Annotated in this window: 20 protein-coding genes and 1 pseudogene; 10 read left to right on the forward strand and 11 right to left on the reverse strand. The window is 34.2% G+C overall.

The features are described 5' to 3' along the window. The first annotated feature begins 15 nt into the window (after positions 1-15). Positions 16-660: a methyltransferase family protein gene (locus AC6BKE_RS20330; protein ID WP_058843659.1), complete on the forward strand. Its 645-nt coding sequence runs from the start codon at positions 16-18 to the stop codon at positions 658-660. Between the two features lie 557 nt (positions 661-1,217). On the opposite strand, the gene AC6BKE_RS20335 is transcribed toward AC6BKE_RS20330, so the two are convergent. Then, positions 1,218-2,093, reverse strand: a complete 876-nt coding sequence (locus AC6BKE_RS20335) for a phosphotransferase family protein (protein ID WP_271910079.1) — start codon at positions 2,091-2,093, stop codon at positions 1,218-1,220. A gap of 630 nt (positions 2,094-2,723) precedes the next feature. Here AC6BKE_RS20335 and AC6BKE_RS20340 point away from each other — a divergent pair. Then, on the forward strand, positions 2,724-3,059 hold the full coding sequence (locus AC6BKE_RS20340) for a helix-turn-helix domain-containing protein (RefSeq protein ID WP_036117079.1): 336 nt from the start codon (positions 2,724-2,726) through the stop codon (positions 3,057-3,059). A 194-nt stretch (positions 3,060-3,253) separates the two neighbouring features. On the opposite strand, the gene AC6BKE_RS20345 is transcribed toward AC6BKE_RS20340, so the two are convergent. From AC6BKE_RS20345 to AC6BKE_RS20370, 6 genes and pseudogenes are all read right to left on the reverse strand, one after another. Continuing rightward, on the reverse strand, positions 3,254-3,874 hold the full coding sequence (locus AC6BKE_RS20345) for a DUF998 domain-containing protein (protein ID WP_058843657.1): 621 nt from the start codon (positions 3,872-3,874) through the stop codon (positions 3,254-3,256). A gap of 292 nt (positions 3,875-4,166) precedes the next feature. After that, positions 4,167-4,535, reverse strand: a complete 369-nt coding sequence (locus tag AC6BKE_RS20350; RefSeq protein ID WP_036117082.1) for a hypothetical protein — start codon at positions 4,533-4,535, stop codon at positions 4,167-4,169. 257 nt (positions 4,536-4,792) lie between these two features. After that, positions 4,793-5,272, reverse strand: coding sequence for a GNAT family N-acetyltransferase (locus AC6BKE_RS20355; protein ID WP_101966722.1), 480 nt, complete (start codon positions 5,270-5,272; stop codon positions 4,793-4,795). A 579-nt stretch (positions 5,273-5,851) separates the two neighbouring features. Beyond that, complete coding sequence (locus tag AC6BKE_RS20360; protein WP_004225195.1) at positions 5,852-6,052, reverse strand: cold-shock protein; 201 nt, start codon at positions 6,050-6,052, stop codon at positions 5,852-5,854. Between the two features lie 273 nt (positions 6,053-6,325). After that, positions 6,326-6,439 (reverse strand): annotated as a pseudogene (locus AC6BKE_RS20365) (short-chain dehydrogenase); the annotation flags it as partial. Between the two features lie 40 nt (positions 6,440-6,479). Further along, positions 6,480-7,202: an SDR family NAD(P)-dependent oxidoreductase gene (locus AC6BKE_RS20370; protein ID WP_499857872.1), complete on the reverse strand. Its 723-nt coding sequence runs from the start codon at positions 7,200-7,202 to the stop codon at positions 6,480-6,482. Between the two features lie 296 nt (positions 7,203-7,498). Here AC6BKE_RS20370 and AC6BKE_RS20375 point away from each other — a divergent pair, with 296 nt between their 5' ends. The 3 genes from AC6BKE_RS20375 to AC6BKE_RS20385 all read left to right on the forward strand — a co-directional run bounded on the left by AC6BKE_RS20375 (position 7,499) and on the right by AC6BKE_RS20385 (position 11,485). Beyond that, on the forward strand, positions 7,499-8,920 hold the full coding sequence (locus AC6BKE_RS20375) for a VanZ family protein (protein ID WP_499857873.1): 1,422 nt from the start codon (positions 7,499-7,501) through the stop codon (positions 8,918-8,920). A gap of 129 nt (positions 8,921-9,049) precedes the next feature. Continuing rightward, positions 9,050-9,562, forward strand: coding sequence for a hypothetical protein (locus AC6BKE_RS20380; RefSeq protein WP_036117092.1), 513 nt, complete (start codon positions 9,050-9,052; stop codon positions 9,560-9,562). 759 nt (positions 9,563-10,321) lie between these two features. Continuing rightward, positions 10,322-11,485 carry a Ger(x)C family spore germination protein gene (locus AC6BKE_RS20385; RefSeq protein ID WP_036117094.1) on the forward strand — a complete coding sequence of 388 codons (1,164 nt, stop codon included), beginning with the start codon at positions 10,322-10,324 and terminating at the stop codon, positions 11,483-11,485. Between the two features lie 835 nt (positions 11,486-12,320). Here the strand turns inward: AC6BKE_RS20385 and AC6BKE_RS20390 are convergent. Both AC6BKE_RS20390 and AC6BKE_RS20395 read right to left on the reverse strand, forming a co-directional pair. Next, entirely contained in the window at positions 12,321-12,530 is a 210-nt protein-coding gene (locus AC6BKE_RS20390) for a hypothetical protein (RefSeq protein WP_036117096.1), read from the reverse strand. A gap of 302 nt (positions 12,531-12,832) precedes the next feature. Continuing rightward, entirely contained in the window at positions 12,833-13,030 is a 198-nt protein-coding gene (locus AC6BKE_RS20395) for a hypothetical protein (RefSeq protein WP_329808646.1), read from the reverse strand. Between the two features lie 282 nt (positions 13,031-13,312). Between AC6BKE_RS20395 and AC6BKE_RS20400 the strand changes: the two genes are divergently transcribed. From AC6BKE_RS20400 to AC6BKE_RS20415, 4 genes are all read left to right on the forward strand, one after another. Beyond that, complete coding sequence (locus AC6BKE_RS20400) at positions 13,313-14,506, forward strand: Ger(x)C family spore germination protein (RefSeq protein WP_340811328.1); 1,194 nt, start codon at positions 13,313-13,315, stop codon at positions 14,504-14,506. 306 nt (positions 14,507-14,812) lie between these two features. Beyond that, complete coding sequence (locus tag AC6BKE_RS20405) at positions 14,813-15,679, forward strand: AraC family transcriptional regulator (protein WP_036117097.1); 867 nt, start codon at positions 14,813-14,815, stop codon at positions 15,677-15,679. 15 nt (positions 15,680-15,694) lie between these two features. After that, entirely contained in the window at positions 15,695-16,276 is a 582-nt protein-coding gene (locus AC6BKE_RS20410) for a GNAT family N-acetyltransferase (RefSeq protein WP_036117099.1), read from the forward strand. 141 nt (positions 16,277-16,417) lie between these two features. Further along, entirely contained in the window at positions 16,418-16,849 is a 432-nt protein-coding gene (locus AC6BKE_RS20415; protein ID WP_036117101.1) for a hypothetical protein, read from the forward strand. Between the two features lie 97 nt (positions 16,850-16,946). On the opposite strand, the gene AC6BKE_RS20420 is transcribed toward AC6BKE_RS20415, so the two are convergent. After that, positions 16,947-17,792 carry an alpha/beta fold hydrolase gene (locus AC6BKE_RS20420; RefSeq protein WP_340811331.1) on the reverse strand — a complete coding sequence of 282 codons (846 nt, stop codon included), beginning with the start codon at positions 17,790-17,792 and terminating at the stop codon, positions 16,947-16,949. Between the two features lie 591 nt (positions 17,793-18,383). On the opposite strand from AC6BKE_RS20420, the gene AC6BKE_RS20425 reads away from it, so the two are divergent. Next, positions 18,384-18,869, forward strand: a complete 486-nt coding sequence (locus AC6BKE_RS20425) for a tetratricopeptide repeat protein (protein ID WP_058843653.1) — start codon at positions 18,384-18,386, stop codon at positions 18,867-18,869. Between the two features lie 33 nt (positions 18,870-18,902). Here the strand turns inward: AC6BKE_RS20425 and AC6BKE_RS20430 are convergent, their stop codons facing one another. Beyond that, positions 18,903-19,121 (reverse strand): DUF3955 domain-containing protein, encoded by a 219-nt coding sequence (locus AC6BKE_RS20430; RefSeq protein ID WP_036117114.1) that lies wholly within the window; start codon positions 19,119-19,121, stop codon positions 18,903-18,905. Between the last annotated feature and the right edge of the window lie 231 nt (positions 19,122-19,352).

Below are 19,352 nucleotides of genomic sequence, written 5' to 3' on the forward strand. Positions count from 1 at the left end.
AAGGAGTGCCTTACTTTGTACGGTATAAATAATTCTACGATAAAAGAAAAAATCTTCATTTTAGTTGCTGAGATTATCTATTTAGTTATTGCATATTATTTACTTTTCAATACATATGGAAAATCTGCCATTTCTCTAGGGCTTTATATTGCTTTAATTATTACAGCTTTGCGATTAACAGCTATGATGTTTATTTGGTTACCTAGAGGTATTGCAATGCAGGAAGCTATCATGAACAGTATAGCTTTTGGGATTTATTATTTGGGCTTTCCCATTTTAATGATTACGAGCAAACAGGATCCAAACATAACAATGCTAATTGTAGGCTGGCTATTATTTTTAGGAGGAAGTATATTAAACACAGTTTCAGAATTACTTAGAAAACCTTTCAAAGACAATCCTGAAAACAAAGGTAAGCTCTATACGGGAGGTTTATTTAAATATGCGATTCATATTAATTACCTCGGAGACTGCCTTTGGGTACTAGGCTTAGCACTAATCTCTAACAATATTTATAGTTTGCTTATCCCTCTTAGTTTATTCTTCGTATTTGTTTTTGGCTATATCCCAAAATCAGATAATTACTTACAAAATAAGTACGGAGAACAATTTACAATATATAAACAAAAAACTAAAAAGCTAATCCCTTTCATTTGGTAAATAAAAAAAATCAGGTTCACCTATTATAGGGTGATCTCAGACTGTCGACTTAAGGAATCGAAAAGTTCACCCTCGATTCCTTTTATCTTCTTTCATTATGTTTAAATATGATAATATACCACCCAATAAAACAGACTCTTCAAGCAAAAGAACTCTTTTAAACAACTAGCCTAGCCAATTTCTTTAAATTCATGGCAGCAAAAATAAGCATCGCCTACCTGGACAATTTATTAAGACCTCTTAAGCTTGTCCATCATATTCCACACTTTTCCTTTGCATCCACAAAGACAAGCTCAATACTTTCTTTATTGGATGTCATAGGAAAAGGGCGTACATTTCGAACATGTGGTTGAGCGATAAAATAAATGGCTTGATCACAAACTTAGCATTAACTTCTCGTGCTATAAATTTGTAATAAACCTTAATATGAGAACAATAAAGAGCGTGTTTTGAAAATAACAATTGGGGTGCAGTTCATTGTCCAAAACACGCTCTTACTATATGTAGAAGTTTGAAGTCCATATTGTACGAAAGCACCTATTAGTTGAGCAAGCAATCTATCTATAATCTTTAATGCCATCTTCAAAAGCCTGTCTATCTCCATTCTCAATCCCGTGCAATGCCTCTTGTAAAGCAAATGTACTTTTATAAAATTTAACTCGTTCAAATATTTCATCACCGTTAGGATATAGGTTAATACACATATCCAAAAAATCCTCGCCATAGCTAGAGAGTATTCCAGCAAAGTCATACGCTGGATCTCCTAAACCCGAACCACCAAAGTCTATTATCCCTGAAATCATACTTGTTTCTGGATTCCATAATATGTTAGATGCTCCAAAATCTCCGTGTATAAGTGTTATATCTAAATTTGAGAATGCCTTCCCTTTTAGAAACGTTTCAAAAGATTGTGAAATTTCCTTTTGAGCGTCGCTTCTGATAAAAGGAAATACATTATTTTGAATCTTATCATACAGGCTATACATCTCTTCAAGTGGGTTACGAACCTTTAGTTTCAAATCTCGACTTGCTTTTTCCCCTGAAATAGAGTGGAGTTCTACAAGAAAAGAAACAAGTTGTTTGGCCAACCCCTTAACCAATTCAACACTATTAACACCTGTTAAGCTCTCCTTCCACAAAGGAACACCATCTATTAGGTTATAGCCGGTGAAGACTTTACCTGGTTTTAACTCTTCAAAAGACTGATAAATTGGATTCGGAATAGGGGTTGAGATGATACCTTTAATGTATTTTAAAATTTCCGTCTCTCTTCTTAATTGATTGATTCCATTTTTATATTTTGGAAATCTAAAAACCAAAGATTTGTTTACAATGAACACATCATTATTCTGTCCAATTTCATTAGGATAAAAGTCTTCAATGGAAAGGTCAGAATAAAGCGACTGAATGGTTTCAATAAAGTTATTATTCATTTAGTAATCCCCCTTTCGATCACTTTCTATTGTGTTGATCCCCAAATGCTTGTTGAACTAATTACCCGTTTGTTTAAGTACATGAAGCGTTCCTAAATGTAATTACCAATACTCATTGTTTTTATGATTTTTTAAATAAATATATTCTTCATTTTTACTTATCAATCACACAATTCCCCCCTATCAATCGATTTTTCATCATAATTTATATGGTTTATTTTACCAGGTTTTTAATTTTTACACAAAGCCAATTTAGCATACATACTCAACAACAAGATCACCTCTAAGAAAAACTAACGAGATGATTTTATCGGCTTTATTTCGAAAGCCTTAATTAATTTTTTATATAATACTTATAATTCCTACCTGTATTAATATAATTATATAGAATTACTACCATAGATACAGATCCCTACTAATAACCTATTATCGAATTTACGATTTAGGTATAAATACTTTTTAATCCAATCTTTACAAAACAATATATAGAAATATTATAAATGAATGGATATAATTTTTTTAGTAATCCTTTTACTATAAAGAATTACTAAAATTTATTTATTAGACGAGCTAAAATGTCTAATATTAACCACTCTATAAATAGTAGAGATTAATAAAGAGGTGTAGCAATTGGAAAATTACTCAATGAGAATAATACCAAGAATTTTTCTTCGCTATTATGAATTAATAGAAGATGAAATGATTTCTCAAGATGAAAAACAGCTAATTAAATTGGCTTTTACTTTATTAAATAAAAGAATAGAAAAAAATATTAGTCAAGATGAAATGGCTGAGAGAACTGGTCTATCCAAAAGTGTTATTTCGAGAATGGAAACCTTTAGCTCTATTCCATCCTCTTTAACCTTAACTAAATATGCAAGTGAATTAGGTATGGAATTAGTCCTTGTTGATAGAGAGCTTTATAAAATGTGGAATACAAAAAATAAATCGATAATGGAAAAGTGAGTTAATGTTAACCTTTTAAATAGTGAGCACTCCGCAAGTCCCTTACAGAAAGGTTGCAATTTTACTGATTACCATTATTCCTTATAAAATCAATACATCATTAAACATGCCCAGGTACTCATTTAAACTATCCTCAATTGCTAGACACTACCTAACAATTACGGTACGTTAACTGAATATCTGGGCTTTATAATTTATTCTGATGAACTTAATAAAATTGTGAGCACAGTACCCCACAAGAAAATCACACCATAATAAAGTCTTTGTAATAGACCTGCTGGCAATGGAAAGAAAAACAAAAGAATGATAAAGAAAAGAAGAGTTATAAGAACAATTACATTTAAATAGGTCCACCTCTTACCTTTAGTCAATGATTTTGCATAAATCCACAGTCCAAACAAAACAGTAAACATACCTATTTGTGATAATATGGAATGCCAAAATAAATGAACATCTGCAGGTATAAAACCAGATACAATATTTCCTATAGCAAATATAAGAATAAATACTGTTCCTAATTTATTTATTCCATTCCTTTCTAGATACTGAGAAAGATACAACACTCCAACCGAAAATGTTAAACCGTTTACTATAAACAATACATTCATCCAAAAATGATAAGGTGAACAAATTTCATGAGGTGCAATTGAATATGTATACTTTCCACATGATGTTACTCCTAGATCACTCATAGCTTGTTGCATAAAATTATAGGGTACAAGTGCAGTCATAATAAAAATAGGCTCTATCACAAAATATAAAATGGTCACAACCCAACTTACTATTCCTATTTTTTTAGATATATGTAACAATATTTTTCCTCCTTTCTCTATTTATATATTTGATTTCAAAATAAATTACTTCGTTAAACGATAATGAGTTCTAATCCTGCAAAATCTCCATGTATCATTATTCCAAAAGCAAATCTTTCTATTCATTTCTCATATTTAGCTCCTGCATTTGCTGCTCAATGTTACTGGGTAGATAAAGCATAGACATGTGATTGCTTAATAATAAAATTATATTTTGCTTTATCTCCCTACGCCAATATACTAATTGCTTTGCAAAATAAAAGGACATCCCTCTAAGTAAGGAATGTCTAAGTATTTATCTATACAAATCCAACAGATTTAACAGATATCTTTCTAATTCATTGATTGCAAACAATACTTCCTTATGAAGTCTATCTTCAACCACGCTATTATCAGTAAAAACCTCTAAATATTTATTTACTTCTACAAAGAATTTTTCATATTTCTCTAAAAACTCATCAATTGTTTGATCACCAGGTGTTACAGATAAGTAGATAGTTTTGAATAAATTAAAGTCACTATATGCATTACTTAAAAAATAGATTGCCAGTGTTCTATCGCTATTAATATACAATTTTACAAAAGATAGGTTTTGTTTTATTTTATTCAATGCATTGATAAGATTTGTCGTCTGTTTAAGCATATTTGCCGTATTACTATACATTTCATACTCACCTCCATCATAAGCAGCAAATCGGTACATTTCAATATTTTTCCATAATCCCAGAAACACAGCAACTCTGGGTCGGCCATGTTGTCATTTCTTCGCTGAAAGTTTACCTATGTAGACAATCGTCTGTCTTTCCCTACTATTAAAGTCATGAAAAATATCAAAGGAGGGAAATCTTTTCGCAAACTTTAAAAAATTTAATCCTCAAATATAAAATCAGCTCTAGTGACGATTTTATTTGTGATCTAACTTTATTTTATTAATTGTCTCATGATGATTTCTTCGCCGATTCGTCCTATTAGTCTCTCATTTGTATCTTCAAATCCTACTTTAAAATATAGTTTTTGTGCTGGTATATTATCTTTGTCTACAACTAAAACAATTTCATCGCAATTAGGGAATTCTGCTTTCACAAACTCAACAAGTAAGGTCATTCCTTGTTTTGCGTAACCTTTTCCTTGCTCTGTATGGTTAATTGATAATGCAGTTAATAACATAGCATTCAAATTAGTAGAGTATTTCTTTACTCTTTCATTTGCATTGAGAAGGAAGAAACCCACTGGTGTATTATCACTTAAAATGACAATACGATACTGTCCTTCATTAATTTCTCCAAATTTGCTTGGAAGAGCAGAAAATTGTTTTTGTTCTTCTGTAAGTACAAAAGAGTTCAATTCTTTCATATATTCACTTGAAAAATGCTTTAATTCAACCCTTTTCCATTTTTCCATAAGATCATTCTCCATTCATTTTTCTATACTTTACCACTTAATTAGGTTTTGGTCATTCATTTATTTGAAATTTCCGAAATATAATAACGACGTAAAAATTTTCTTATTTAACAGTGGATTGTTTCGCCTGCTGGATTCTGTGATGGGACACGTCTCAGAATATGATATTGCTTAATTTAGAGAAGGTTCAGTACTGGAGAAATGCGAGTATTGTAACATGTTTAAAGAAAACGGCATTGTACGAGATATGAGTACTAATTCAAGACATCGATTCAACCTGAAAAAAAGACGATTTTCCATTTTTATTTCATTAATTATTTATTTTATTCTTTTGTTAATTGTCCTGAATTCATAAACTTTTAAGAATTTGTGTGTTTCAACTTTAGAAGAAATAGCGAAATTACATAAAAAGGAATTTTTGATTGAAGAGGTGTATTTAGCAGAGGTAAGATAGTTGATAAAAGATAGCTGCTTCACGATTTTAGTTTCGTTTATAAAAAAGACTGCTGACAAACATCAAATTTGAGTTTGTCAGCAGTCTGATACTACTCAATTAAGAGTGGTATGTTTCATTAAAAATTAAAGTTTTACGATGTTAGCAGCTTGTGGTCCGCGTTGACCTTCTTCTACTGTGAATTCAACTTTTTGACCTTCTTCAAGTGATTTGAAACCTTCACCTTGAATAGCTGAGAAGTGAGCGAATACGTCTTGTCCGCCTTCAACTTCGATGAAACCAAAACCTTTTTCTGCGTTAAACCATTTTACTGTACCTTGTGTCATGTAAATGACCTCCATTAATCAAATTAAATAAAATCACATTCATAAAAAAACACATATCACAAAAAGCATCTATCAAAACACGATTACTTTTTGTAATATGTGAATTCATTGCATCTTTTTTTTCGGATGATTCTATTGAATACAATATACCATGTAAAATCACCTTTGTCTAGTCCTAAACTGTTTAAATTTTGGAATATCCATTTTTTCTTGAGGTTAGGCATGAAAAGCAATGTTTTTCCCCTTATCGGAACTTCACAGTATTATTGCGTTTTATAAACGAAAATCATCAGAAACATTTATTATCCAGCTGCTATCAGTGGAAGCCAGAAACGTTACTGCATCGGCAATATCCTCTATTCGCCCTATTCGATTGCAAATAGAAGATTAACTCCCGCTACAATGCTTTCTGAGCAACAGGCGATCATCAAGCATTCAAATCCGTTATTGCAGGAATAGTAATTTCCTTTACACATGAAACAGGTGATAAATGGATGACACATTGCACAATTGATACAATATCTTGTACAGGAATACGAGTCCCTTCATATAAATGAATTGCTTTCTCTGCCCCTTCTTCATAAGGTACTTCTGCTGCTAGCTCCCCTGGGTTAATACATGTGACAGAAATTTTATCTTTTCTTAAATGTTCACGAAGGGCATTTGTAATGCCACGTAAGCCGAATTTAGATGTAACAAATGAAACTTGTGTATTGTTCGTGTGATCTAAGCCTGCTGTTGAGCCAATTAAAATCACTTTTCCATTTTCCGCTTGTCTTAAATTTGGTAAAAGCGCTTGGATATATGTAATTGTAGAAGTTAAATTTATATTGATTATGTTTGAAATATCTACGACCTCATCCAAATCAAATGTATAGTCATCCTCGAATCCACGCTTTTCCCATACGCCAACATTGTAAATTAATACATCGAAAGGAATGTCTTTTACCTTCTCTTTTAAAGTTGGAATTGATTGCTGATTGGACAAATCAATAGCGAGCCAATGACGATTGACACCATCGTTGAGATTTAAGCTTTTAGGTCGAGAACGTGACACGATCCATACAGAGTCTCCCATGACGGGTAAACCTTTGACAAATGCATCACCCAGTCCTTGACTCGCTCCAAATATAATGAAATTCTTACTCATTCCACCATCTCCTTACCAGTTATTGCTATTCATTATAATAATTACAGAGTTATACAGCAATGAAAGTGGTCTATTGCTATGACAAACGTAATTTGACTTCTGCCTTTTTTGCTCTTATATTAACGACGCCACACTAGGGGATTAAAATCAGCACCCTAAGCCTGTATAGCTGATGCAAAATCTTAAGAAATCTTCATAAATATTCTCAATAATTATTAATAATTTCCATTTACAATAAGGAAAGTCGACAATATTACATCAAGAAAAGCTAAATCATCAGTTAGGAGCGTTTTAAATTGGGCGTAACAGAAATTATCAATAACATTCAATCTTTAATGCTGCCAGTAATGATTATTATTGGTGTTGAGTTTTTACTCATTGCATTCTATTATTTCTTTTATAATAAAAAGGAACCATCCGTTCGGAAACGAAACCACGTAAAAAAACTTATGCTTGGAGCACTCTTCATCGGCTATATTGTTTTTGTTTGTGAGTTAACAATTATTGGCCGAGGCTCTTCTCATTTTCTGCAGATGAATCTCCAACCATTTAGTGGTTATATCGATGCATGGAAAAAATATTCGTTACGAGATCTTCAAAATTGTATTTTTAATATTTTAATGTTTGTACCATTAGGCGTTTTCTTGCCCCTGCTTTTCCCTAAATTTAAACTATTCAAGTGGCTTTTTCTCGTAGTCGTCAGTGCTACATTATCCATTGAAACATATCAAACACTTACAGGAGCGGGAATTTTCGAGCTTGATGACTTAATCAACAACTCAATTGGTGGGGTTATCGGATACCAGTTATATAGACTTGTGGCTTCCATTGTTCAGCATAAAAAAGTAAAAATAAAAAGTCTACTTGGCCATCTTGCCATCCCACTCATAATGGGTTTGATTTTTGTTGGGATGATGATTGTCTACAACCAACAAGAGTTTGGTCATCTTGCAATAAATGCCTATACAAAATCGAATATGTCAGGTGTTGATGTCTCCACTTCATTGGACTTAAGTACAGCACCCACAGTTGCCCCCGTGTATAAGAAAATAATGAAGAATGACGAAGTTGAAACCTTGCTGCAAAAAAAACTAGGTTTATCCGTAACGAGTACAACGGAAAATAGAGGGGATCGCGAAATTTTATTGGCAGACAACGCAGGTAATCCTTATACATTATTTATCAGTTCACAGGGCAATTGGTCATTAACAGAGAATCTGTATACACCTGACCAAACTACAGCAGCAGGACAAGATTCTGTTAACAAGGCGAAGGCAATAATGGACGAACTTGCTCTCCTCCCTCAAGAGGCAGAGTTTACTGTATGGGAGAATGGTGAATTAGAATGGACACTTCCAGATCGCGCTAATATCAACAAAGATTATTGGCTTGGGGAAGTAAGTCTTGGGCTGAAACCAGATGGCGATGTATATTCCTTATCATCTAATCTACGTAACCATCAATTTATAACGGAAGTAAACATTTTGTCCCCTACAGAAGTGTATGAACGTATTAAGAATGGCGAATTTCCACAAATAAAATATAATGCACTCGTAACAGACGAAGAACTTACAATAAAAAAAGGCGATCAACTGTCTATAGAATTAATAGAGCTTACGCATATGTATGATACAAAAGGTTTCTATCAGCCTGTTTACAATGTTTCCGGAACATTGAATGGCAAAAGCTGGTTCACCTTGATTCAGGCAAGAAAATAGCTTTTTATATTCTCCAAACATGAGAAAAGCCCAGGCTCGAATATGAGTAACTGGGCTTTAGGTGTTCGTCCAATTACTGAATTAAGTGTCGAATATACTACCTTTAGTAAATAAAAAGGAGGGTAGTTAATGTCTTATAAACATATAAATATGGGCTGTTGTCAAAAAGAAACAAACTCTTTCCCCAAAATTATTGCTATTCCTGGTCCTGTTCCCACACCCAATATTGGTGTCTTAAGTTATGGATCCATAAGAGGTGACTCCTTAGAAATTATATCCCCTATTGCGGCACCTATTCCATTTCAGCAAGTGGGCCCTTTATCTAATGTCACAGTAAGTCCATCTGGAAATGAATTAGTAGTGCAAAGCAATGGCGTCTATCAAATTGCGATATCGATAAATGCTCAAACTACAGTAGAACCTGATCCATTACAATCCTATTTTACAGTTAGTATTACCGTCAACGGACAACCTATTTTTCTAGATGGTCTCGCTATTTTTAATGTGTTAAATAGAAGCAGTTCTACCTATGTTGTTCAAGCTTCATTATCCGCAGGCGATCTAGTAGGAGTAAGTGCCTCATCGGCCAATCCAATCGCTAACTACGCGAATCGTTCCTTGTCCATTATTCAATTGAGTTAATTGGAGCGTTCATAATATCTATTGAATTTTTCAAATAGCCATAACTTAACTGGGTTACAACAGCAACGATACCATAGGAATTTAGCTCTCATATCTACCTTTTTAGAGATGGGAGCTATTTTTAGGGAGGCTTAACTTTTTATACTTTGAGTTTTATGTATACTGTGTTTATAGTGTATAGTTAAAAAATTTGTACTAGGTGTGGGTCTTTCTGAAAAATGCTGCAAAAAGTTCAGGAAAAACGAATGATCCTCTGCGATAATGTGTCGTGAAGTTACCGAAAATATCATCTTACACTGTCCATGCATTCCACTGCTTACTTCAGACAGTATTAATAATCAGTTTCATGGAAGAACCAGAGGACATACTAATATATTCTTGCAATGTAAGATAAACTAATGGAGACCCATGTTTTTAATCATATTAATAGAGAATAAATAAGTAAACGATGTGTGTTAATGCGACTTACATTAACACATTCTCTTATATTGTACCACGCTATAAGTTATTTACTCCGTTCGTGAGTATTTCACTCCTCTCCGCGAGTATTTCACTCCTCTTCGCGAGTATTTCACCCCTCTTCGCGAGTATTTCACTCCTCTTCGCGAGTATTTCACTCCTCTCCGCGAGTATTTCACTTCTCTTCGCGAATATTCATATCCTTCATAGCCTATTCTCTATTCAACATTCATACTTATAAATCTTTATATTTTTGTCAAAACTATTTGATAACTAACCAAATATAAAAGTAGGGACATGATGACAAAAAAACATATCGTATTTCTCCTATTCATTTTAACGTCTGCCTTTTTTATGACCGGTTGTTGGGATGTGACGGAGCCTCAAAGAATGTATTATGTCAATGCCGTTGGGGTAGATTATGAGGATAATCAGTACAAGGTTTATTTACAAATTATTAATTTTGCTGATGTAGCGAAATCCGATCAGCCTAGTGGCAATGTTGCACCTGCTGAAGTAGGCTTTGCTGAAGGTAAAACCGTGGAAGAAGCAATTTATAAATTGTATCGTTCCTCTGACCAGGAGATTTTTTGGGGGCATATGAGGTATTTGCTCTTTACAGAACGAGCCATGGAAAATGAACGAAGTATCCCTGTGATTGATACGTTCATTCGTTTTCGAGAGACTCGTTATCATATTTGGGTCTACAGTACAACGGACCCTATTAAAGATGTCATGCTTATCACACCGATTTTAAGAAATTCTCTGACTTCTTCAAAATTAAGTAATCCTGTCAATACAACGCAACAAGAATCCTTTATTGAGCCTCAAAACTTAAGAAATTTAATTATTGGTTTAAATGAACCGAGCCATGAGGTCAGTATCCCCTACGTGTCCATCATGAAAGATTGGGAAACGATGGATGAAGAAGTTGAAGAAACAACGTTCTCAGGTGTAGGAATTCTCTCAAAGGATGGCTTTAAAGGCTTTATTAAGAATTCTGCAGCAAAAGGCAATCAATGGATGCATAATGAAACTAGTCGCGGAGAGGTCACCTTTAAATTAGAAGGTGGCGAAAGAGATTATCTAACCGCTGATTTAGATAAATTAGATGTCAAAGTGAAGCCTGTCATTAAGAATAATCAAGTGACATTTGATATTACGATTCATTTGCGTGCTACCTTGAATGGATTTAAAGGAAAAATAAACTCTGATGAGGTGAGAGCCAATATTATAAAAGAAGTAAAAAAACAAATATTGACAACCTATGAGGAAGGTTTAAAGTTGGACGTTGATATTTATCGTTTTTCAGAGTATCTCTATCGCTCCAACGTCAAGACGTGGAAAAAGTTAGAGAAAGATGGAAAAATCCCTTTAACAAAGGATTCCATTGGGGACATAACGATCCAAGTAACAAAAATAAACCCGGGTCGTAAAACGTATGAAGAAACCATTGAAGAATAAGACCCCTATACTTGTCAATCAAAACATAGCTGCCAGCAGACAATATATATGATAGAAAGCTGTATAGCCTGTTTTAGAATGATCGGAGGCATCATATTTTCTGACGGATTGATTTGTTGTCTGTATGCTACTACAAATTAAAAATATCAGCTAATATGAATAGTTGACCGCTAAAACAAAAAACCAGGTGCTCATCTTTGAGGAGCATCTGGTTTTATTGTGAAAGTGAATCTTACTAATTTGCTTAGTTTTGATTCGTTATAATACTACGATAAGTTGGAGCACTGAACAAGTTAAAATATTTTCCAATAAACTTTTAAGGGGATTTAATGGTTTTTCGAGAAAATAAATTGCCCTTTCAAATTTTATAGTGTTCATTCTATAAAATACTTTGCAGAGCAAGTAAACAAAAGGACCAGTCACTCTCCATGAATGCTGGTCCTCTCATATTGTTGAAAAAGATGATATTTCACTAAAATTCTATTGCTTGTTTTGTTTTTCAACACTATGAAAATCTCCTTGATCACTATAAAAACATACAAAAAGGACTAGGTCCCTACATCCTCATGTGGGTCCTAGCCTTTTTAGTGAAAGTGAATCTTACTAATTTTTGCTTAGCTTTTGATTCAATTAAGAATACGTCTAAATTCCATAAAGGTTTCATTTTTTCGTTAAAAATAGATAATGCTACACAAAAAGACCAGGAAAACACGAAAAATGTGCTCCTGGTCCCTTTGTGAAAAGTGAATGTTACTAGTTTGCTTTAGTTTTTGTATTCTACTAATGAGTTAGACGAGTGATGTTTTAAAAAAGTTACATCTATTTTAAAAAGTTTTTATTCCACCAATTTTACAGCAAAATCAAACATGCCCTCCGCACCATCTATCGTAATAATGGACATAGAACACATTCCTTCTGACATAGGTATAGCTTCTTCCAGTATTGCGGTGTGTATTTTTCTAGCAGTTAATGTCCCTCGAGCCCATCTCATGCCATCTGAGTCAATCATTTTCCAACTAAATTGTTGTGTGCCTTTATTTTTCACACTGTATTGAATGCCTAGCTTGTCTGGTGAATGGTTACTATAAAAGGTGTCATGAAACTCACCATTTCCAGTTGTTCCATCACATAATTTATAGAAAGCCTATGGTACACTGCTACTTCCTTTTTTTGGGGTTGAACAGCATTTTTCATAATTCTCAATTTTCTCTCTATTTCCCAGGCAATTAACTACTTCAATATAGAGAATCAGTATACTATAGTAGTGTAAAGCTAATTAGCCTTACACCTCCAAGACTTGTTACTAGGGTCACTGTTCATGCAGTGACCCGCTCATGATTGAAACCCCTAAAGGATTTCCATCTTTTGTTTTTCCCTCCCTCCTAGAGCATTGACTTTCACATCAGGGTCCACTAAAAATTGATAGGTCTCTTCGATTTTATGCAACATGAAATTAAAATATTTACCGACCCCAAAATGTATCTCTGGAAAACGTAATGGCTGGTGTTCCTTCGCTTTTACTAAACAAATGACGGTATTTTTCATGATAGCTGCCCCGTCTTCTATTATATAGAAGCTTAAATGACAATATGTCTTCATACCATTTTGCCGATATTTAGGGTTCTTTTATTAGGATAAAAATGATTTCTACACCTATTTCTACTTCCTTGATTGACATTTCCTCCATTTCCCCGCTTTTATACATACAGGTTCCCTTTCCATACTTTACTTTCCTCCAAAAAGAATCTCGTCGATATCGATTATTTTGCATGGCTTTTGCTTATCCTTAATAGTATCGGAAATGACTTAGCCCTTTTCCTAGAGGAGGTGCCCATCATCAAACACACACTATTTTTCATCCTACTGCTTAGCGTGATTCTTTTGCTAGGTGGCTGTTGGAATAAACGAGAGTTAAATGAATTAGCCATTGTTACGGCTGTTGGGGTCGATAAATCAGACGAGCTTGTTGAAATCTCCGTTCAAATCGTTAACCCTAGTCAAGTAGCCTCGAACAAAGCAACCAGCTTTCAAGTTCCTGTTTTCACCTATCACGCAAAGGGAAAATCCTTATTTGATGCCATTCGAAAATTAACAACGCTAACGCCAAGGAAGCCTTATTATGCACATGCTCAGATCATTATTATTGGAGAGGAAATGGCTAAAGAAGGAATGAATAGCATTTTGGATTTATTTCAAAGAGATGCTGAGGGTCGGAGCGAATTTAACATTATCGTTACCCAAGAATCGACTGCACAAGAAATTTTAAGTGTTTTAACACCGCTAGAGGATGTTCCTGCCAGTAAAATGTTTAAATCCTTAAAGGTTTCAGAAGCTGCATGGGGAACGACAGAATCTGTAATTTTAGATGATTTAGTCCAATCTTTAGGTGGTATTGATCATAGTGCCGTATTACCTTCTATTCAAATACTCGGAGATGCGGATATTGGAAAATCTATTAGCAATATAGAAAAAATTGAGAGCCCTGTACAATTACAATATGGTGGAATGGCCGTTTTTAAAAATTATAAGCTAATTGGCTTTTTAACCGAACAAGAAAGCAGAGATTATAATTTTTTAAACAATCATATAAAAAGTACGTTTGAAAATATTGCCTGCCCAGAGCAAGGAAAAATATCGACAGAAATTATCAACTCTTCAACAAAAGTGACGGGCCATTTTCAAAATGACAGCCCTTCCATTACGATTCAACTTGATATTGACCAAAACATAGCTGAGGTAGGTTGTCATCTGGATTTAACGAAACCTGAAACTATCGATACATTAAATAAAGAGACGAGTAGACAAATTAAAGAGAGCTTAGAACGCACGCTTCATACGATCCAAAAAACCTATCAAGCCGACATTTTAAAATTTAGTGAAGTGCTACACCGAGAGGACTACCATGCATGGAATCGAATAAAAAAAGACTGGCCAACCCTTTATCCCGAGCTAACTGTTCGTATTAAGGTCGATGTTCATACAAAAGGAATCGGGACTGCTACAAAATTAAAACTAAATTAAGCAACCAAAAATGACCAGACTCTTTTTCAGAGTGCTGGTCATTTCCATTAACAGCCGCTTCAAATGTAATGAGTGACGTTTCTTGATTAGGTTGTTTTAAGATACGTGTAATTCGCTGAACATATTATGCCAAAGAAAAATGGGAACATAGAGCTAACTATCATTATCTTGTAAATTTGAATTGAACGTTTAATTCAATATTTCTATTGATTTCATGTTGATGACCATTTAATGTACAAATTAGCACAAATTATCAAAAAATACTTTCGCTGAAACAGTACTATTAAGTCGAGAAAGGATGATGGTATGGATTATTTTGAAAGAATACAAAACGCCATAGAGTTTATTGAGGACAATCTACAGGAAAAGTTAACGATCACAGCTATTTCTTCCCAATCTTACTTTTCTGCATTTCATTTCCAACGACTTTTTCAAGCTATTACAGGATTTTCGGTACAGCAGTATATTCGCAACAGAAGGCTTTCTGAAGCGGCCTCTCTATTAGTAACTACTCCCAAGAACATACTGGAAATTGCGATCAACTTTCAATATGGTTCTCAAGAGGCGTTTACACGAGCATTCGTTCAATATTTTGGCGTCACACCTGCTAAGTACCGAAAAGAAGCCAACTCCATACCACTTCTAACCAAAATGAACTTTTTGGATTATAAACTGGAAGGAGAACTCCCTATGCAGCGACCAGAAATACTTCAATTACCTAAAAAATGTATCACTGGCTATGAATACAAAACGTCCTTACAAAACGATCAGTATTATGCAGACATCCCAAGCTTTTATTTAGATTTTGGCCAACAGCAGTATTATGAGCGAATCTCACATAAGGTAGCCCCTAATATGGCATATGGCATTTCTACAGGTTTTCAAGAGGATGGTCAATTTTCCTTTATTGTAGGAGAGGAAGTTCATTGCTTTGAGGAGCAATTAGAGAAAGGCTTCGTTCACCTTGAAATTCCTGCTGGTAAATATGCGGAATTCACATTGAATAGCACTGCGGAAGGAATTCAAAATACAAGACGTTACATTTACGGAGTATGGCTACCAAACTCTAATTATGAGCGAGATGCAGGCCCTGATTTTGAAATAACCGATGTCATGCAATCTATCTATCCACATGATATGAAGATGACAATATACATTCCCATTAAAGAATAAAAAGGAGCAACATCAATGATTATTGAAAAAGTATTTAAACAATTCCCAATCTTACATTCAACAACTTTGGAATTAAAAAAAATAGAAGAATCCCATTTACAAGAATTATTTGCCATTTATGATAATGACAAAGTATTTGAGTACTGCGGAATCATCCCAAAACACAACTTACAAACTGTTCAAAAAATGATTGCTCATTTTGAACGAGATTATTCGAAGAAAAGCAGAATTAAATGGGGTATTTTCGAAAAATCACAAAGTGAAAAACTAGTAGGTATTATCGAAGCAATGGACTTTAATCAAAAAGTAGATATGGTAACAATTGGTTACTATTTAGCTGAGACATCTTGGGGCAAAGGCATCGCTACAGAGGCAGTCGAAATCATTGTGAAATTTTTATTAGAGGATGTAAATGTTAATCGAATTCAAGCTGAGGTCATGCCGTTAAATGAGCCTTCGAAAAAAGTCCTGCTAAAAAATGGCTTTTTAAAAGAGGGTCTATTGAGACAAGCTTCATTATGGTCTGGTAAAGGAGTTGTCGATTTAGAAATATATAGTTTATTGCAAGGCGATTGCAAACATGATCTGCAAAGCTAGACTCTACTTGTGAGTCTAGTCTTTTCTTTTATTCTACAAACAATTGGACATTTTACCATCTCCCAAATGCTCTTTGACATAGATTAGAAATAGGTGCCTCGTGCTAGCAAGACATTCAAACCATAAAGGAGCGTTTAAGGAATGGATGAAAACAGATCTTTAACACGAATGAATTGGGAGTTTAATAATTATCATAAGTTTGCTAAATGCTATTGTGCCTCAAAGAATTTTTGCTCAGGTTACTATTCTGACATCGATCATCATGTGGATGAGGAAGAGTCATATACAATCAAATACTATAATAGCCCCCAATATGAAAAAACATATAAGAAGAAGGAGCAAGCCAAAAAGCAGTGTGACAGTTGTATTTGCCATCATTTAGAATATTTTAAACTTGGAACTTTAGTCGATGTATACCTCTCGAACGGCTGTCAATTTTTAAGTATTTACTTTATCTATCTTGATTCGCAAAGTTGCTGTGGGTATTTCCTTCAAATAGATGATCAAGCCGTTCCTGTGATGATTGACTGTCGACAAATTGATGCGATACGCAAAGCTTGTTCTGCAAGCTAATACTTTGGCTCTTCCCTTTTGGGAGTAGCCTTTTTTATGGTTAAAGAAAGGAAAAAGGCTGGTTATTTGCTATAAAAGCATCACCAGCCAAAAATAACTATCCTTCGTTTATCCATGCAATTAATTGTTCATCAAAATATTCAGGTTCTTCCAGCATAGGATTATGACCACTTTTTTCAAAAATAACTTTCTTTACATGAGGAGTACACTCCATTGCATCCCATAATGATACAGGCGCAACTAAATAATCATACCTACCTAGACCGACAAAAATCGGCATGTTTAAGTGATATATTTGCTGTAAAAGGTTCTGCTCAGCAAAAGCTACACCCCAAAGATAATCAATGATTTCCATATTTGGATACACGCCATCCCATGTAGAGGTAGCGTTGAATGTGTAATCATAAAAGCTATGTGCACCCATCCGAATACACATATGAACAAAACGTCGTTCAGGTTCTCTCTTTAGATCCTGTTCCAATAAAGCAATATCCTGCTGAAATTGATGTTTACGCTTCGCACTTGCATATGCCTCAAAATAAGACAAACTTTGTTGCTGTCTCTTTTGGCTATTCGTTGTTGCTGTATTTAATAGGATCATTTTTTGAACATGCTGAGGGTAGGCTTTGGCATACGCCACCGCCATAAATGCATGCCCCGAATGCCCTGCAATAATTAAGTCATCTAGCTTTAGGATTTGTCTTGCATGCTCTATATCCTCCACTATTTTATCCAATGTATAATCAGCTTGTTTAAATGCACGAGTTGGCTTGCCAAATCCTCGATGATCTAAAAAAATAAGCTGAAAATGTTGGGAAAAGTTTTCAGAGAACAAACGCGGATAATAAACACTGCTACCCACCACCAAAATCGGCTGACCTTGCCCTTTTATACAATAATTTAATTCAAATCCATCACAAATTATTTTTTGATAAGTCATCATCTTAATCCTCTTTTCTTGTTTTGTTTAATCACTTCCTTTCCTCTTGATGTTCCCGTGTCTTTTCCATTGAACGCTCTAGCATTCTATCACCTCATGAATGTTACTATGACATAAACAATACCATTCCTACAGGTTTCTAGCAATTCGAGATCATGTATAATAAACAAAAGGATCAGCATTCCTTAGTAGGCACTCCAGCTAGCCAAGAAGATCAGCAGCAACCTCATGTACAATTTCATGCTGATTATGTAACATTCATTGAAATATTTGGGGGTGCCTATGCTGGAATAGCAGTTCATGCTTTTTCTAATGGCTCTAGTATTGGAAACGAAACCTTTGTCGATTTAACTAACCCTGGATTTTCGTCACCAATACAAAGATGTTCTATCTCCAAACATTCTAGACACTAGCTATGTCTTTTCAATGGATGGTGAGGGCAATCCCATTTTTATCGATTCATCAGGTAAGGTTTTCATTTGTTATCATGATTCGGGAGAAATGAGGCTATTAGTAGATTCATTCGAATTGTTGATTGAAGATTATTTTCGCGAATGGTAATTTATTATAAAATATAACGAGAGGGTTAATAATATGGATAAACAAATAGCACATCTTATCACATTGAGAAAAAACGGACAGCTTGAGGAAGCAAATCAATTGATGGTGGGACTAGTCAAGGAACATCCTGAAAATGCTTACTATCAATTTCAATGTGCCTGGACCTTTGATTCTTTAGGAAAAGAAAAGGAGGCAGTCCCCCATTATGAAAAAGCGATTAAATTAGGACTGGAACCAGATGTTTTAATAGATGCTTATCTTGGTTTAGGTAGCACTTATCGGACATTAGGGCAATATGAGCAAGCCGAACAAATCTTTATACAAGCCATTCACGAATTCCCTGAAGCCGAGCATGTCAAGGTCTTCTATGCCATGACACTTTACAATCTTGGCAACCATGTAAAATCGATGGAGACATTACTTCAGACATTATTACGTACAACCAATCATCAGGGCATTCAAGATTATAAAAAAGCTATTCACTATTACAGCGATAAACTTGATCAAATATGGTCGTAAAAAACAGGCTCCTATTTAGGGCCTGTTTTAGCATTATTTTGCGACATTCATATTTTTTATTTTTGAAAAAAGGGCCATAAATAAGAATGTCAGTATGCCACTAAAGAAAAATAGATAGCTTAATGGAATGAAAAAGAAATTCTTCTCCACGATCGTTCCATCCGCTAATATTTCATCACCAATAATCCCCTTTATAAATAAACATAAAACCCCAAGTACCATTGGAATTGTAGCTAGTAAATATTTTTTCATTGTTGCTTCCTCCATCTATTTGTTTAAATTTGTATTTGATCAATTATCAAACACCTATTCACTATTGTTATAATAGCTTTATACACATTCTAAGTCAACAATTATTTATCGATAAACAATAAAATATTGTTGTTTTATATAAAATCCTTTTTTTCGCAAAAAGAAGGCATATGTGATAAAATAAGAACATACATTCCATCTCTCTTAATTTTTTTACGTGTGTTGTTTTGG

The organism is Lysinibacillus sp. COL-1 (assembly GCF_059814265.1).

What these genes read in the sequence shown, in the direction of transcription:
- AC6BKE_RS20335 (WP_271910079.1), bottom strand. Translation starts at nt 2,093, where the DNA reads ATGAATAATAACTTTATTGAAACCATTCAGTCGCTTTATTCTGACCTT.
- AC6BKE_RS20350 (WP_036117082.1), bottom strand. Translation starts at nt 4,535, where the DNA reads ATGTATAGTAATACGGCAAATATGCTTAAACAGACGACAAATCTTATC.
- AC6BKE_RS20355 (WP_101966722.1), bottom strand. Translation starts at nt 5,272, where the DNA reads ATGGAAAAATGGAAAAGGGTTGAATTAAAGCATTTTTCAAGTGAATAT.
- AC6BKE_RS20360 (WP_004225195.1), bottom strand. Translation starts at nt 6,052, where the DNA reads ATGACACAAGGTACAGTAAAATGGTTTAACGCAGAAAAAGGTTTTGGT.
- AC6BKE_RS20370 (WP_499857872.1), bottom strand. Translation starts at nt 7,202, where the DNA reads ATGAGTAAGAATTTCATTATATTTGGAGCGAGTCAAGGACTGGGTGAT.
- AC6BKE_RS20380 (WP_036117092.1), top strand. Translation starts at nt 9,050, where the DNA reads ATGTCTTATAAACATATAAATATGGGCTGTTGTCAAAAAGAAACAAAC.
- AC6BKE_RS20385 (WP_036117094.1), top strand. Translation starts at nt 10,322, where the DNA reads ATGACAAAAAAACATATCGTATTTCTCCTATTCATTTTAACGTCTGCC.
- AC6BKE_RS20395 (WP_329808646.1), bottom strand. Translation starts at nt 13,030, where the DNA reads ATGAAAAATACCGTCATTTGTTTAGTAAAAGCGAAGGAACACCAGCCA.
- AC6BKE_RS20405 (WP_036117097.1), top strand. Translation starts at nt 14,813, where the DNA reads ATGGATTATTTTGAAAGAATACAAAACGCCATAGAGTTTATTGAGGAC.
- AC6BKE_RS20410 (WP_036117099.1), top strand. Translation starts at nt 15,695, where the DNA reads ATGATTATTGAAAAAGTATTTAAACAATTCCCAATCTTACATTCAACA.
- AC6BKE_RS20415 (WP_036117101.1), top strand. Translation starts at nt 16,418, where the DNA reads ATGGATGAAAACAGATCTTTAACACGAATGAATTGGGAGTTTAATAAT.
- AC6BKE_RS20420 (WP_340811331.1), bottom strand. Translation starts at nt 17,792, where the DNA reads ATGATGACTTATCAAAAAATAATTTGTGATGGATTTGAATTAAATTAT.
- AC6BKE_RS20425 (WP_058843653.1), top strand. Translation starts at nt 18,384, where the DNA reads ATGGATAAACAAATAGCACATCTTATCACATTGAGAAAAAACGGACAG.
- AC6BKE_RS20430 (WP_036117114.1), bottom strand. Translation starts at nt 19,121, where the DNA reads ATGAAAAAATATTTACTAGCTACAATTCCAATGGTACTTGGGGTTTTA.